The 14,950-nt window shown below is 36.1% G+C and carries 10 protein-coding genes and 2 CRISPR repeat arrays; all 10 genes read left to right on the plus strand.

From position 1 onward, the window contains the following. Window positions 1-20: 20 nt before the first annotated feature. The 10 genes from aroC (at window position 21) to rpsO (ending at window position 14,939) form a co-directional block, all read left to right on the plus strand. Window positions 21-1,088, plus strand: a complete 1,068-nt coding sequence (aroC, locus tag J3U42_RS01580) for a chorismate synthase (RefSeq protein ID WP_267329557.1) — start codon at window positions 21-23, stop codon at window positions 1,086-1,088. A 2-nt stretch (window positions 1,089-1,090) separates the two neighbouring features. Further along, on the plus strand, window positions 1,091-1,846 hold the full coding sequence (locus tag J3U42_RS01585; protein WP_267329556.1) for a TSUP family transporter: 756 nt from the start codon (window positions 1,091-1,093) through the stop codon (window positions 1,844-1,846). 288 nt (window positions 1,847-2,134) lie between these two features. Further along, entirely contained in the window at window positions 2,135-3,088 is a 954-nt protein-coding gene (cas1f, locus tag J3U42_RS01590; RefSeq protein ID WP_065734293.1) for a type I-F CRISPR-associated endonuclease Cas1f, read from the plus strand. Further along, window positions 3,085-6,414 carry a type I-F CRISPR-associated helicase Cas3f gene (gene cas3f, locus J3U42_RS01595; RefSeq protein ID WP_267335147.1) on the plus strand — a complete coding sequence of 1,110 codons (3,330 nt, stop codon included), beginning with the start codon at window positions 3,085-3,087 and terminating at the stop codon, window positions 6,412-6,414. The genes cas1f and cas3f overlap by 4 nt, the downstream gene beginning before the upstream one ends. A gap of 389 nt (window positions 6,415-6,803) precedes the next feature. Further along, window positions 6,804-8,180, plus strand: coding sequence for a type I-F CRISPR-associated protein Csy1 (csy1, locus tag J3U42_RS01600; RefSeq protein WP_267335149.1), 1,377 nt, complete (start codon window positions 6,804-6,806; stop codon window positions 8,178-8,180). Continuing rightward, a complete protein-coding gene (csy2, locus tag J3U42_RS01605) occupies window positions 8,180-9,097 on the plus strand; it encodes a type I-F CRISPR-associated protein Csy2 (RefSeq protein WP_267335151.1) in 918 nt (305 codons plus the stop codon). Before csy1 ends, csy2 begins: the two co-directional genes overlap by 1 nt. A 33-nt stretch (window positions 9,098-9,130) precedes the next feature. Next, window positions 9,131-10,141 carry a type I-F CRISPR-associated protein Csy3 gene (gene csy3, locus J3U42_RS01610; protein WP_267335153.1) on the plus strand — a complete coding sequence of 337 codons (1,011 nt, stop codon included), beginning with the start codon at window positions 9,131-9,133 and terminating at the stop codon, window positions 10,139-10,141. Window positions 10,142-10,146: 5 nt separating this feature from the next. After that, window positions 10,147-10,710, plus strand: coding sequence for a type I-F CRISPR-associated endoribonuclease Cas6/Csy4 (cas6f, locus tag J3U42_RS01615; protein WP_267335155.1), 564 nt, complete (start codon window positions 10,147-10,149; stop codon window positions 10,708-10,710). A gap of 339 nt (window positions 10,711-11,049) precedes the next feature. Beyond that, window positions 11,050-11,378: a CRISPR direct-repeat array (repeat unit 28 nt; unit sequence CTTTAAAGCTGCATAAGCTGTTTAGAAA). Between the two features lie 680 nt (window positions 11,379-12,058). Beyond that, window positions 12,059-12,627: direct repeats of the CRISPR family, unit length 28 nt. Window positions 12,628-13,595: 968 nt separating this feature from the next. Then, window positions 13,596-14,519 (plus strand): LysR family transcriptional regulator, encoded by a 924-nt coding sequence (locus tag J3U42_RS01620; RefSeq protein WP_220217869.1) that lies wholly within the window; start codon window positions 13,596-13,598, stop codon window positions 14,517-14,519. A 150-nt stretch (window positions 14,520-14,669) separates the two neighbouring features. After that, window positions 14,670-14,939 carry a 30S ribosomal protein S15 gene (gene rpsO / locus J3U42_RS01625; RefSeq protein WP_220217868.1) on the plus strand — a complete coding sequence of 90 codons (270 nt, stop codon included), beginning with the start codon at window positions 14,670-14,672 and terminating at the stop codon, window positions 14,937-14,939. The last annotated feature ends 11 nt before the right edge of the window (window positions 14,940-14,950 follow it).

Consider the following 14,950-nt stretch of genomic DNA (forward strand, 5'->3'; position numbering starts at 1 on the left):
CTAATCGGAATAAAAATATTATGTCAGGAAACTCAATCGGAAAATTATTTAAAGTGACGACTTTTGGTGAGTCGCATGGTACTGCATTAGGCTGCATAGTTGACGGCGTGCCTCCGGGTCTTAGCTTAACCGAAGCTGATATGCAACACGATCTTGATCGTCGCCGGCCGGGCACCTCCCGTTACACTACTCAGCGACGCGAGCCTGATCAGGTGAAAATTTTGTCTGGTGTTTTTCAAGGCATCACAACCGGTACCAGTATTGGTTTATTAATTGAAAATACCGATCAGCGTTCACAAGATTATAGTCAAATAAAAGATATTTTTAGACCAAGTCATGCTGATTTCACCTACCAAAAAAAATATGGTATCCGTGATTACCGTGGCGGCGGTCGTGCTTCTGCTCGTGAAACTGCTATGCGGGTTGCTGCAGGGGCTATTGCTAAAAAGTATCTATACGAAAAACTTGGTATACAAATTCGTGGCTATTTAGCGCAAATGGGTGATATTGAGTGTGAGCTTAAAGACTGGCAACAAGTTGAACAAAATCCGTTTTTTTGTGCTGATGAAAGCAAACTTGAAGCGCTTGATAGTTTACTGAGAAAGCTTAAAAAAGAGGGTGATTCAATCGGCGCAAAAGTGTGTGTGGTTGCACAAAATGTTCCTGTTGGGCTGGGTGAACCTGTGTTCGACAAATTAGATGCAGAACTTGCCCATGCTTTAATGAGCATTAATGCGGTTAAAGGCGTTGAAATAGGTGACGGCTTTGCGGTAATTAATAAGCGAGGCAGTGAAAATCGTGATGAAATTACCCCTGAAGGCTTTTTATCTAATCATGCTGGCGGTATTTTAGGCGGTATTAGCTCCGGGCAAACCATTTTGACAAGTATTGCTTTAAAACCTACGCCAAGTATTGAAATTGCCGGGCAGTCGATTAATGTTTATGGTGATAGCGTTAAAGTATCGACGCATGGTCGACATGATCCTTGTGTGGGGATCCGTGCAGTACCAATTGCTGAAGCAATGGTTGCAATTGTTTTAATGGATCATTATCTTCGACACCTTGCACAATGTAGTGATGTAAAATAATCATGAGTTACGAATTACTGGCTTTACTTTTTTTTATTGCCATGTTGGCTGGTTTTATTGATTCTATCGCTGGTGGCGGTGGGCTATTAACGGTACCGGCTCTTTTGGCGGTTGGCTTACCGCCAGCCAGTGCTTTAGCCACCAATAAATTACAAAGTACTGGGGGATCTTTCTCTGCCAGCCTTTACTTTATTCGTGAACGCATGGTTGATTTAAAACAGCAAAAATTCGCAATTACCTGTGCCTTTATTGGCTCGGCGCTTGGCACATTATCCGTCATGCATATACAAGCTGACTTCTTAAAATTACTCTTACCGATCTTAACTATTAGTGTTGGGCTCTATTTCTTACTCTCCCCGACCATTGGGGAAAATGACCGTAAAAGTCGCCTAACCATAATCCAATTCGCCTTATTACCAGCATTAGCTATCGGATTTTATGACGGTTTTTTTGGGCCCGGAGCTGGCTCATTTTACGCAGTAGCCTATATCACCCTTGCCGGTTTTAATTTAACCAAAGCCACTGCACATACCAAAGTACTCAATTTTACCTCTAACTTAGCGGGCTTAATCTTTTTTATTGTTGGTGGCGAAGTGGTATGGTCAATTGGTCTTGTTATGCTTGTTGGTCAATTTATTGGCGCAAGATTAGGGGCCAAAATGGTTATCGCTAAAGGGCGAAAATTGATAAGACCAATGCTTATTACCGTTTCCACTATTATGAGTATCAAACTCATCTATGAAAACTTCTTCTCTTAGAGAATAAAAAGATACTTACGATTAATCACAAAACCCCGCTCCTGAAAATTTTTTGAGGAGCGGGGTTTTTGCGCTTTAAAATGCCCTGATTTTAATGGCTGGAATTGTCATTGTATTTTATTTAAACAACGATCATCTTAAACTGGTTAATAATTTATCATCTTATAATTAGTAAAGCAATTTATTGAATTAGCTTTTATAAAAATTGTTATTTAAAAAAGCTCGTTTTTTACATAAAACAGTGTTAATTTGTCATTATGTAAAAATTGAATTTATTTTCTTATAATCATGGATTTGATTCACTCTTCTGATCTTAAAACCATTTTACATTCCAAGCGTGCTAATATTTATTATTTAGAACACTGCCGGGTTTTAGTCAATGGTGGTCGAGTTGAGTATGTCACCGATCAAGGGCTGCAATCATTGTATTGGAACATTCCGATAGCTAACACCACCTGCATTTTGCTTGGTACCGGTACTTCATTAACGCAAGCTGCTGTCCGTGAACTTTCAAGAGCCGGGGTAATGATTGGATTTTGTGGTGGCGGCGGAACACCACTATTTGCTTCGACCGAGTCAGAGTTTGCTTGTCAATTTTTTTCACCTCAAAGTGAGTATCGTGCAACTGAATACTTACAAAGTTGGTGCCAATTTTGGTTTGATGATCAGCGCCGATTACAAGCCGCTAAAATGTTACAACAGCATCGACTTAATATCATTCAATCGAGTTGGTTAGAATTTGATTGGACAGTAGATCAAAATCAATTAACTAACATTATCAACGATGCCAGAGAACAGTTTGATACGGCTAAAAATAGTCAATCTCTGTTAACAGCAGAAGGACGATTTAGCAAAAGATTGTATGCAATGGCAAATCAATTAACGTTGCAAGATGACAAATTTAAAAGAGAGCATGCCACTCGAAATAAAAGCCATGATCCTGCTAATCAATTTTTAGATCATGGTAATTATTTAGCTTATGGTTTAGGTGCTACGGCTTGTTGGGTATTGGGTTTGCCACATGGTTTAGCTATTTTACATGGCAAAACTCGACGTGGCGGCTTAGTTTTTGATGCTGCTGATATTATTAAAGATGGTATGGTTTTACCTCAAGCTTTTATATCTGCTATGCAAGGTGATGATGAGAAAACATTTCGTCAATCTTGTATTTCACAATTCGCGCAATTAGGCGCGCTCGATATGATTATTGATACGTTAAAACAAATAGCGGATAAAACATGAATATTTTACTTGTGAGCCAATGCAAAAAAAGAGCATTAACAGAAACCCGCCGAATCATCGATCAATTTGCTGAGCGTTGTGGTGAACGAACTTGGCAAACGCCGATAACTTCAGCCGGTTTACAAACGCTTTATAAATTATTACGAAAAACCGCTCGAAAAAATACTGCTGTTGCTTGCTACTGGACACATGGAAAAAATCAAACTGATCTCCTTTGGATTGTCGGCGATAAAAGCCAATTTAACCAGCAAGGACGAGTGCCGACTAATCGTACAAAACGAGATATTTTACGAAGTGATAACGAAAATTCTTGGCAACATGCTATATCCATACAACTTATTGCAACTATTGCTGCATTATTGCATGATTTAGGTAAAGCGACAGTTGGTTTTCAAGATAAATTACGTAAAGCTTCAATAACTGGAGATCCATATCGACATGAGTGGATTTCATTACAGTTATTTTTACTGATGATTCACGATTGTACTACCAATCAAGAGGTACTAACACGTTTAGCTAATTTTGCCGATTATCAACAGCAAAAACCAGATTGGTATCTGAAATTATCGAAGATTGAAAAATGTGATCTTTCTCAATTGCCATTATTCGCACAATGGATTGGTTGGTTAATTGTATCACATCATCGTATGCCTTTCTTAATGCCTATTAAATACAAAGATTGTCAAGAAAAACAAAAAGATGACTTTGATATTTCTCAGCTAACAACAAAAAGCTTTTTTAAAACATTCAAAGCCGTTGAAAAATGGGTTAAAAATAGCGATAGTCAACATCCATTCCCTGAGCACTTTTGGCAATTGAAAAGTGATATCACCTTAAGTCAAACTTGGCTAAAAAAATTAAGTCGCTATGCAAGTAAAGCATTTAATCACGCCCCTTTAATGCAACTCACAGAAGTTGATACATTATTATTGCACCTATCCCGATTAAGCCTTATGGTTGCAGATCATAACTATTCTAGTTTACCATGTTATGATAAAGAAGCAGATGAAGATACTGCAATACTTATTGCTAATACCAATAAAGGTCCAAAAGCAAAACAACGTTTAGATGATCATCTAATTGGTGTTGCTAATCTTACAGCAAGGTTTGCTCGCCTATTACCCAAATTGAGTGAAGAATTACCGGCAATCAATCAGCATAAGCCATTTACCAAACGAACGACAAATAAACGCTTTCAATGGCAAAACCATGCTTTTGATTTGTCCAGAAGTTATCAACAATTGAGCGATAATAATGGTTTTTTTGGCGTTAATATGGCATCTACCGGTTGTGGTAAAACCTTAGCTAATGGGCGTATTATGTATGCGTTGTCAAGCCCCCAACGTGGAGTGCGTTTTACCATTGCCTTAGGTTTAAGGGTATTGACGCTACAAACTGGCAATGCATTACGTGAAAGATTGCATTTGACCGATGAACATTTGGCTATTTTAGTTGGTGGCAAAGCAATCCAAACCTTATTTGATTTAGAAAATCAAAACAAAACTTCTGATAATAAACCAAAAGCTAATCTAGATAGCCTTGGTTGTGAGTCGATAGAATCATTAGTCGATGAATTTATTGATGTGGCAGAAAGCGGTATTGCTGATAATGAATTAGGTACGATTATCGAAAATAGTAAAGCTCGTAAATTAATTTATACGCCAATTGTCACATGTACTGTTGATCATCTGATGCAAGCGAGCGAATGTGTTCGAGGTGGCAAATATATTGCACCTACTTTAAGACTGCTTACTTCTGATTTGATTTTAGATGAACCCGATGATTTTGATCAGCAAGATTTACCTGCTTTAGCAAGATTAGTTCATTTAGCTGGCCTTTATGGCAGTAAAGTACTTCTTTCATCGGCTACTTTAACGCCTGATTTAATTGTTGGCTTGTTTGATGCCTATCAAGCCGGAAGGAAAATATTTAATCAAAATAATGGAAAACATGATAGTAGCATTGTCTGCGGGTGGTTTGATGAATATCAACAATCAATTGAACAAATATTAGATACTAATAATTTTAGAGATCATCATAATCAATTTGTTGAACAAAGAGTAAAAAAACTTGAAAAAGGAGTTTGTCGTCGTCAAGGGCAGATTTTGGAATTATTAAATTATTCATTAGATAAAAAAGAAAATTTAGATCAGGGATATGCTTTATTGGCAAAACAGTTACTAGAACAAGCCTACCACTTTCATTTAGATCATCATCAACAAGATGAGAAATCAAGCAAGAAAATCAGTATAGGTTTAATGCGCTTTGCGCATATAGATGATGTAATGTTGCTGACTAAACAATTCTATAATCAAACCGAGTTACCGGCAGATGTCAAATTTCATTTGGTAGTCTATCATGCTAGACAATTATTATTGTTACGTAGCCAATTAGAGGAAAAGCTGGATAGAATATTAAACCGCAGTGATCCTAACCAATTATTTGAACAACTTGAAATCCATACCGCTATAGCAAACAGTGATAAAAAGAATCAAATTTTTATTGTAATAGGCACTCCAGTTACTGAAGTTGGGCGTGATCATGATTATGATTGGGCAATTATAGAGCCATCTTCAATGCGTTCAATTATTCAATTAGTCGGCCGAGTATGGCGCCACAGACCAGAAAAAATAGCCCAAAAAGCGAATGTGGCTATATTAGGTAGCAATTTAAAATCGATAAAATATGGAAATAATTTAGGTATTCATAATCCTTGTTTCACAAAGCCAGGTTTTGAACAAAAATCACTTTTTTTATTAAAAACGCATAAAACTGACCAATTGATAACATCCGATCAATTAATGAATATTAATGCTGCTCCCCGTATTATCTCAGATAATCAAAATGAGTTAACTCTTGCCGGATTAGAACATTATGTTATGGCTAACTTGTTTCCAGTTAATGCTCAAAAATGTAATTATGTCACTAGCTATTGGCAACCCAATTTAGCTCATCACCATTGTGTTCACCTTCAATTAATTTCGCCATTTAGAATGCCAGAACAATCACAAGATGAATATATTTGCCAATTAGATGAAGAAGGCGAACATCAATTTAGTTATGCTGAAATAGCTTGGCAAACACCAAATGAACTCAGTTGTGATCTGCAAAATAGTAATTTTATCTATCAAAATTGGCAATTTGATAATCCGTTGATACAGCCTTGGTTAACCAATACTGTTAAACAAGCGCTTGCGCAAATAGCAGAATATATCCCGTACAAAAATTATTATCGATTGGCCAATGAATTTTGTACTGTCAACTTAAATAGCGAAACACGATGGCGCTTCCACCCCTATTTTGGTTTTTACAAAGATAGCTATTGAGAGCAAAGGTAATTATTTAAGTTATCTCCATGCTAGTAATGACTAAGTATTTACTTTATACTTGCTTGCTCTGCCGTGTAGGTAGTTTATAAAGTATTCCGATTAAATGTAATCGCTTTAATTAACCGCCGTATAGGCGGTTCAAAAATTAATATTTATTTTTTTAAATCTTTCGATTTTTTTAATATGTTATTGGTAAGGCATTAAATAACATCCGTATTCCGATTAAATAAATTTGATTTTTTGTTTTTTTCATATATAGTTACTATTGTTAATATATTTTATATTAAATTGTATCGTTCAAATTAGATATTATTACTAATATCTAAAAAATTTTAAACATAAAACCGATAATCGTAATAGAGTAGAAATGTGTACAAGGAGGGACAATGAATAATATTTCTTGTCAAGATATTAGAAAGGGGATGACACATAGTCTTGCAACTATGTATAGTTCGGATTATGCAAATGAATTACTAAACCTAGAGAAAGCAATTTCTTCAAATGATAGCGCTGCAATTAAGCAGATTAATATTAAAATTCAGGAGTTAAGTAAACACTTTGAATTTGAAACTTGGATTGAAAATTTTATTACCCAAAAATTAGAAGGTGTTGCAGTTGTTACTCACTCAGCGAAAGGCATTCATTCGGCGATTAGAAATTGTAACATTAACTATAACTTACAAGCTAAACCTGATAATTATCAATTTGTCTCGTCTGCAACGCCTAATATTTTACCATTTGATTGTACTAATAACGCTGCTAGAGTTGGAAGTGTTTATGCTTTTCTTAATCAGATAGTTAAAGATGATATTACCGTATCACAACTCATTATTGATAATCATCCTGAAATTTTGCGAGCTTTATCAGATGATAACGAAATGGCAAATCATTATTTGCAATGTTTGGAAAAAGCAATTTTTGATGATTTCCAGAAACCTAACGCTTCGCAACTCAATAAACAAATTTTTTGGCCAAATAGTGATGGTTCGTATCTATCACATTCAGAACATAACTATCGCTTACTTATTCCACTGCATCCTAATTCACTTTGTTACCTAGTTTATGAAAAGATCCAAAGACGATATTCGCAAGAGAATAAAAAAGCCCGTGAATTGCGAAAAACCAAAGATGTTGAACATCAATCTTATTTTTCTTTCAAAGATTTAGCTATATTAAAACTTGGAGGAACTAAACCTCTTAATGTAAGTAAATTAGTTCAATCGCAAAATGGTAAAAATTATCTATTACCTTCAATGCCGCCTAAATTTACAAAATCCAGATATCCATCAATAAGTATTAGCCAAAAAACCATTTTTAATAATGCCCTTCAATATTTTTGTCGATTTGGTTTTCGTTTACTATTCGATATGGTTGTCGAACCCAAAAATGTTGTTGAAGAACGAAATAATCGCAAAGAAGCTATTTCGATAATTTTAACATTGTTGCTTAAATTTGCTAGGCATATTCAAATCACCTTGCCTGCTGGTTGGAGTCGTGATTATTCATTACCAATGTCACAAAAACTTTGGCTTGATCCGAATCGGGCTGAACTTGAAGGTGAAGAATCCTTCAAACTTCAATACGAGTTTGGTAAATGGCTAGTCGAGTTAGAACTTGATTTCGCTTCGTGGATCCAAAATGCGCTGAAAGAAAAATTCAAAAACGCGAATAAACATTTTTCCGATGCTGAATATCGTGAGTGGCGTCGAGAATTTTGTGCAGTTGTTAAAGCAAGTAAGCGCAATAAAGAGGGGATTTTCTAATGGCATCATTACGTTATTATTTACTTTTTGATCATGTCATAATCCATAATGCTAATACCATATCTAGCCCATTAACTTATGGATTTCCAGCAATATCAGGATTTTTAGGTGCAATTCATGCTTTAAATCGAAAAATTGAATCAGAGACACCTATTTATCTAGATGGCGTATTGATCGCTTGCCATGAATGTGACCCACAGATCTATCGTCCTAACGCTTTTACCGATTATACTTTTCGATTAACTCGTAACCCTCTCGGTAAAAATGGCGATACACGTTCAATTATTGAAGAAGGGCGAGTACATCTAGACGTTTCTTTGGTAGTTGAAATAAAAATAGAGGATCGTGAAACACTTGATGATGCTGATGATAAAAAAAGATTTATTGAGCAAATAACGAAGAAGCTTTATCAACAGCGTATTGCAGGCGGTCAGGTTATTGATATTGAATCTGTTGGCTTATTCTCAGCCTCAGAATCTCAAGATGATTTAATTAAGGCATTATTACCGGCTTTTGTCTTAATTGAAGCGCAGCAAGATTTACATGAGATCACCGCCGAGCTACAACAGCAAGATCCGGATGCAACAGGTCTTGATGCCCTAGTTGAAATGGCCATGTTGCATCATCTACCTCAAGAAAAAGAGCATTGGCAAACTACATCGGTTAAACATGGTCGAGGTTGGTTAGTTCCAATACCGCTTGGTTATCAAGCTATTTCCCCTCTGTTTGAGCCTGGAAAGGTTGAACATGCACGTAATAATGAACATCCGGCACAATTTGTTGAGTGTATTTATGGATTAGGCAAGTGGGTTTTTCCACTAAAGTTACAAGATAACTTCTCACACGCGTTTTGGCATTATAATTGCAGTGAACTGCAATCCAATGGCGCAGATATTTATATTATTAATCAAGATTAATTAAACAAGGTTAGCATTAAAAAGGAATTAATTATGAGTAAAGATAAAATCACTACCGCATCAGTATTAGCATTTGAACGTAGTTTAGATATTTCCGATGCTATTTTTGCCCAGCAAAATAGCCAGGATGACAAAAAATTAACTCCAGTACGACTATCACAAAAATCAGTACGAGGTACTATTTCAAATCGGCTTAAAAATGCGACAGCAAATGATCCAGCTAAATTAGACACTGAAATTCAAAACCCCAATTTGCAAACTGTAGATGTAGCAGCACTAGATGCGGATAAAGATATTCTAGTGGTTAAATGGAGTTGCAAAGTATTACCTTTTTTAGGGGCGCCATCTGTTTGTAACGATATTAATTACCAAGAAGAGTTAACAAAAATTACGCAAAGCTATATCAAATCAGTAGGGATGAAAACATTAGCTAAACGCTATGCTATCAACATATTAAACGGTCGCTGGTTATGGCGTAACCGTATGGCTGCGGAGCAAATCAGTATTTCAATCTATCGTAAAGATAATGATAAGCCAATTATTGAAATTAATGATATTAAACAATATCAACTTAATTCATTTGATTATGATGATAAATCGGTAAATGAGCTTACTTCTCTTATTGAAGCAGGGCTTTTAGGCGAAGAGTTTGTTATTTTCAATATTCAAGCTAAATTAAAAATGGGACTTGGGCAAGAAGTTTATCCATCACAAGAATTAATATTGGATACCGGTAAAGAAAAGAGCAAAGTTCTCTATGAAAAAAATGAACAAGCAGCTATGCACTCGCAAAAAATCAGCAATGCTATTCGAACCATTGATACCTGGTATGATGAAAAAGCAGAGTTTCCAATTGCTATCGAACCTTATGGTGCCGTCACAACTATGGGGCATGCTTTCCGTCAACCTAAACAAAAACATGACTTTTACACGCTATTTGATAACTGGGTACTAAAAGGGGAAAAGCCATCACTTGAACAACAACATTATGTCATAGCGGTATTGATTCGCGGTGGTGTATTTGGTGCAAGTGGTAAGGAGTAATTATTATGCTCACTCACTATTTTGAACTAAGAGCAATCCCACAACTTGAGATAACTGAAACAGAAGTGATTAACCAAGTGATGCAATCACTTCATCAAGTTTTGGTTAATTATCAAGGTAATATTGCGGTTAGTTTCCCTTGTTATAATGTTCATCGAACATTAGGCGGAATTATTCGATTATTTGGTGATGAAGTTCAGTTACAACAATTTAAAACTGCCTTGCAGACGGTGGTTAGTGATTATACTATCGCCTTACCAATAACCCCGGTTCCAACTAATATTAAAGGTTACCTACGTTTAATTCGCGTCAATCCTAAAGGGCAAAGCGCTTTAAGACGAGCTGAAAAACGTTTAACTGCACAAGGTAAATGGTCAGATGAAGTAAAAAATAAAATGATTGAAAAATGGAGTAGTGTTCAATTAAATTATCCACATCTTCATTTCACCAGCAAAAGCACTGGTCAAAACTTTATCATGTGGTTAAGACAAGAAAAGTGTACAACACCTGTGCAGGGTGAATTTAACAGTTATGGACTAAGCAAAATAGCAACCATCCCTGATTTTTAATTAAGTATTAAGGGTATTTTCATAATGCCCTTAACTTTTTTTATGCTCAGTAATATCAGCTTCGAAAATTTTTGAAGAAAGCTTCTTTTGAGTCCAAAAAATAGCTTAGCGTATTGCCAGTTACTTTAAACTAAGCAGCTTTTTAGGCGTTTAAGAGCTAAAAAGTTGAGGGGCGGGGGGTTGTGGAGTTTAAAATACACATTTTATTAACCCTTTTTTTAGTTAAAAAATAAAATGATTAAAAATCATGATGTTGCAAAGGCATTAAAAAAAGGGTTTTTAAACCTAAAATTGCCCTTATCGGTTTTATAAACGATGTTTATAGTAGGTAGGATTCTACTTTAAAGCTGCATAAGCTGTTTAGAAATAACGACGACGGAAAAGGTACGCATACCGAACCTTTAAAGCTGCATAAGCTGTTTAGAAATAAGTCCGCCTCGAACGACTTCTAATGATTTACTTTAAAGCTGCATAAGCTGTTTAGAAAAGTGCGATCGAATCCTAAAGCATTTACAAAGCCTTTAAAGCTGCATAAGCTGTTTAGAAATGAGTGGGTTTTGGGGCTGCCGTTGGACAGATCTTTAAAGCTGCATAAGCTGTTTAGAAACGTTTTGTTCCTGAGTCAGATGTTAAGAGATTCTTTAAAGCTGCATAAGCTGTCAAGAAAATTAGAGTTTTTTATTTCATTCGATTCAGGTGCTTTACGGCTGCATAAGGGGTTTTATGATATTTTGGAAATATCTAAAACTTTTGTTTTTATACTGAAACATGGGTGTTTTCTGAAAGTTCTTGTCAATACTTTGTGTTTTTGCTTAAACACCTATATTTTCTGAAACTTTTTGACAAGGTTTTATACTTTAATTAAAAGCTACAGGTTTTTTGTCTGCGGGTTTCGGACGCTGTTGGTTGGTTGATATTTTCATTTCGATGTCTGCGTCCGAATTAGGGGGATTTTATGCGAAATCCTCCTATACCCCCTCGCAGCACCACCCAACGCGGTCTTCGACTGCCCTCCGCCTTCGTTCGGTCTTAACGCACCGGCGCTGATTTGTTCCCGACAAAGCAGCGCCTCGCCAAACATCCCTGTTTGGCGTGCTAACCTCTCTCAGTTGTCGGCGCTTTGTGACGGTGCGGTCTGGGGTACTTGTTTGTTTTTGTGAAATGTAATGGTGAGTCGTTTAGAAATAGTCGTGGAGTTTAAAATGCAAACTTTATAAACCCTTTTTTTTAGCTAAAAATAAAAACATTAAAAATCAATGTATTGCATAAGCGTTAAAAAAAAGGGTTTTTAAACCTAAAATTGCCCTTTGTGTTTTTATAAACGATGTTTATAGTATGTAAGATTCTACTTTACAGCCGCATAGGCTGTTTAGAAATACCCGTAATAATTGCATATCGGAATACTTCACTTTACAGCCGCATAGGCTGTTTAGAAATGAGTAGCTAACGGTATTAAATGTACCCTATCCTTTACAGCCGCATGGGCTGTTTAGAAAGCATTAACCGCATTTGCCGACGCACTCAAAGACTTTACAGCCGCATAGGCTGTTTAGAAAAAAGCGGGTTGTGATCTAGGTTATATTTTATCCTTTACAGCCGCATAGGCTGTTTAGAAAGTGCTGATTGTCAAATTGCGTAATCGGGGCACCTTTACAGCCGCATAGGCTGTTTAGAAAAATCACGATTAAAGCCATGCTCATTTAAAACACTTTACAGCCGCATAGGCTGTTTAGAAAACGGTTCTAGTTCCAGTTCCTCACGTTTTTTTCTTTACAGCCGCATAGGCTGTTTAGAAAGAAACGCCGATGTATATTAGTAGAAGCGGTGACTTTGCAGCCGCATAGGCTGTTTAGAAAATTTAAAAAATCTTCCCCGCTTTTTTTTAATCCTTTGCAGCCGCATAGGCTGTTTAGAAATGCGCTCATAAAATCGGGCTTATAACCTTTTCCTTTGCAGTTGCATAAGGTAGTTAGGATATTTTGGAAATATCTTACACTTTTATTTTTATACTAAAATGTGGGTATTTTCTGAAAGTTCTTGTCAATGCTTTGTTTTTTTGCTTAAACACCTATATTTTCTGAAACTTTTTGACAAGGTTTTTACTTTTTCTGTTTTTTACTTTCTTTGAAAGTTGCATTTTTTTGATCTGTAAGTTTCGGACGCTGTTGACTGGTTGATATTTTCATTTCGGTGTCTGCGTCCGAATAGGGGGATTTTATGCGAAATCCCCCTATACCCCCTCGCAGCACCACCCAAAGCGGTCTTCGACTGCCCTCCGCCTTCGTTCGGTCTTAACGCACCGGCGCTGATTTGTTCCGGACAAAGCAGCGCCTCGCCAAACATCCCTGTTTGGCGTGCTAACCTCGCTCAGTTGTCGGCGCTTTGTGAAGGTGCAGTCTGGGGCACTTGTTTGTTTTTGTGAAAGGTAATGGTGAGTCGTTTAGAAATAGTCGTGGAGTTTAAAATGCAAACTTTATAAACCTAAAATTGCCCTTTATGTTTTTATAAACGATGTTTATAGTATGTAAGATTCTACTTTACAGCTGCATAAGCTGTTTAGAAAGGCGTTAACCGGGGTTGAAGTATTTGAATGAGCTTTACAGCTGCATAAGCTGTTTAGAAAGTATACCCTCATATTGGGTATGACGGTGAAAACTTTGCAGCTGCACAAGCAGTTTAAAAACATCGCTGTAGCACAGCAAGTTAGTGAAGTAACCTTAGGGCTGTAAAGCCCCAAAAGTTGAGTTATAAGTTTTTTAAAGCTCTAAAATCTCTGTGCTCGATAGCACAAAAATGCTATTTTGCTTTTTCTGTACAATTATTATTACAATGTTTATAGTAGCTTATATTTTGAATTAAGATTAGTTTCGGTCGCTTGTAATATTATGAAACTTCAACAATTACGTTACATTTTAGAAATAGCCCGCTCAGGCTCGATTAATGAAGCGGCTAAAAATTTGTATATTACACAACCCAGTTTATCTACTGCGGTCAAGGAGTTGGAGGCTGAATTTGGCATTGAGATTTTTGTGCGAACTTCAAAAGGCGTTTCGCTATCAACCGACGGTGTTGAGTTTTTGGGTTATGCCAAACAGGTTTTGGATCAGGCTGAATTATTAGAACAGCACTATGCAAAAAAAGAGCCGTCTAAACAGCTTTGCAGTATATCGACACAACATTATGCTTTTGCGGTTAATGCATTTGTTAATCTCATCAAAAAAAATCATACCGATGAATATGAATTTACCCTTAGAGAAACCCGAACTTATGATATTATTACCGACGTCGCTAATTTGCGTAGCGAAGTAGGCATTTTATATTTAACCGATTTTAACCAAAAAGTGATTTTACGTTTGCTTAAAGAGCATCGTTTAACCTTTAATCCACTTTTTGAAGCTGATCCTCATGTCTTTATTAGTACTCATCATCCTTTAGCTGCAATGAAATTGCTCACGCTTAACGATTTAGAAGATTATCCTTATCTCTCTTTTGAGCAAGGTGAATATAACTCTTTCTATTTTTCAGAAGAGATATTAAGTACCGTCTATCATAAAAAAAGCATTCATGTCAGTGATCGAGCGACGTTGTTTAACCTATTGCATGGGTTAAATGGTTATACAATTAGTACCGGTGTTTTAAGTACTGATTTAAATGGTTCTGATATTTTATCGATTCCGCTTGATGTTGAAGAAAAGATATTAATAGGTTGGATAACCTCTCAAAAAGCACAATTAAGTCAGTCGGCGCAAAATTATATACAAGCACTTAAAAAATTGATTCAAGAAGAGTACGGTTTTAAACTTAAATAAGCTTGCTATTAAAGGAATAAATCGCATTGCTATTTCAATAATTTCAAGTATAATTGCGCACAATTCATATATTGATTATATGAATGCCGAGGAGTGTCTGAATTAGAGATCGGTCATTCCATTTTTTATTTTAATTTTAAGAGGTTTATTATGTCTCTAACTGTAGAAGCTAAAGCGAAAATCGTTGCTGAATATGGTCGTGGAACTAACGACACTGGTTCAACTGAAGTTCAAGTTGCTCTTTTAACTGCACGTATCAATGATTTACAAGGTCATTTTTCTGAGCATAAAAAAGATCACCACAGCCGTCGTGGTTTATTACGTATGGTTTCTAGCCGTCGTAAATTATTAGATTATTTACGTCGTAAAGATTTCGATCGTTATAACCAATTAATTCAAAGACTAGGTTTACGTCGCTAATTACTAATCTA

Origin of the sequence: Gilliamella sp. B2923, assembly GCF_026536565.1 — a bacterium.
Lineage (GTDB): Bacteria > Pseudomonadota > Gammaproteobacteria > Enterobacterales > Orbaceae > Gilliamella.

Coding starts and splice junctions, on each gene's coding strand:
- aroC (WP_267329557.1), top strand. CDS start 21: ATGTCAGGAAACTCAATCGGAAAATTATTTAAAGTGACGACTTTTGGT.
- J3U42_RS01585 (WP_267329556.1), top strand. CDS start 1,091: ATGAGTTACGAATTACTGGCTTTACTTTTTTTTATTGCCATGTTGGCT.
- cas1f (WP_065734293.1), top strand. CDS start 2,135: ATGGATTTGATTCACTCTTCTGATCTTAAAACCATTTTACATTCCAAG.
- cas3f (WP_267335147.1), top strand. CDS start 3,085: ATGAATATTTTACTTGTGAGCCAATGCAAAAAAAGAGCATTAACAGAA.
- csy1 (WP_267335149.1), top strand. CDS start 6,804: ATGAATAATATTTCTTGTCAAGATATTAGAAAGGGGATGACACATAGT.
- csy2 (WP_267335151.1), top strand. CDS start 8,180: ATGGCATCATTACGTTATTATTTACTTTTTGATCATGTCATAATCCAT.
- csy3 (WP_267335153.1), top strand. CDS start 9,131: ATGAGTAAAGATAAAATCACTACCGCATCAGTATTAGCATTTGAACGT.
- cas6f (WP_267335155.1), top strand. CDS start 10,147: ATGCTCACTCACTATTTTGAACTAAGAGCAATCCCACAACTTGAGATA.
- J3U42_RS01620 (WP_220217869.1), top strand. CDS start 13,596: ATGAAACTTCAACAATTACGTTACATTTTAGAAATAGCCCGCTCAGGC.
- rpsO (WP_220217868.1), top strand. CDS start 14,670: ATGTCTCTAACTGTAGAAGCTAAAGCGAAAATCGTTGCTGAATATGGT.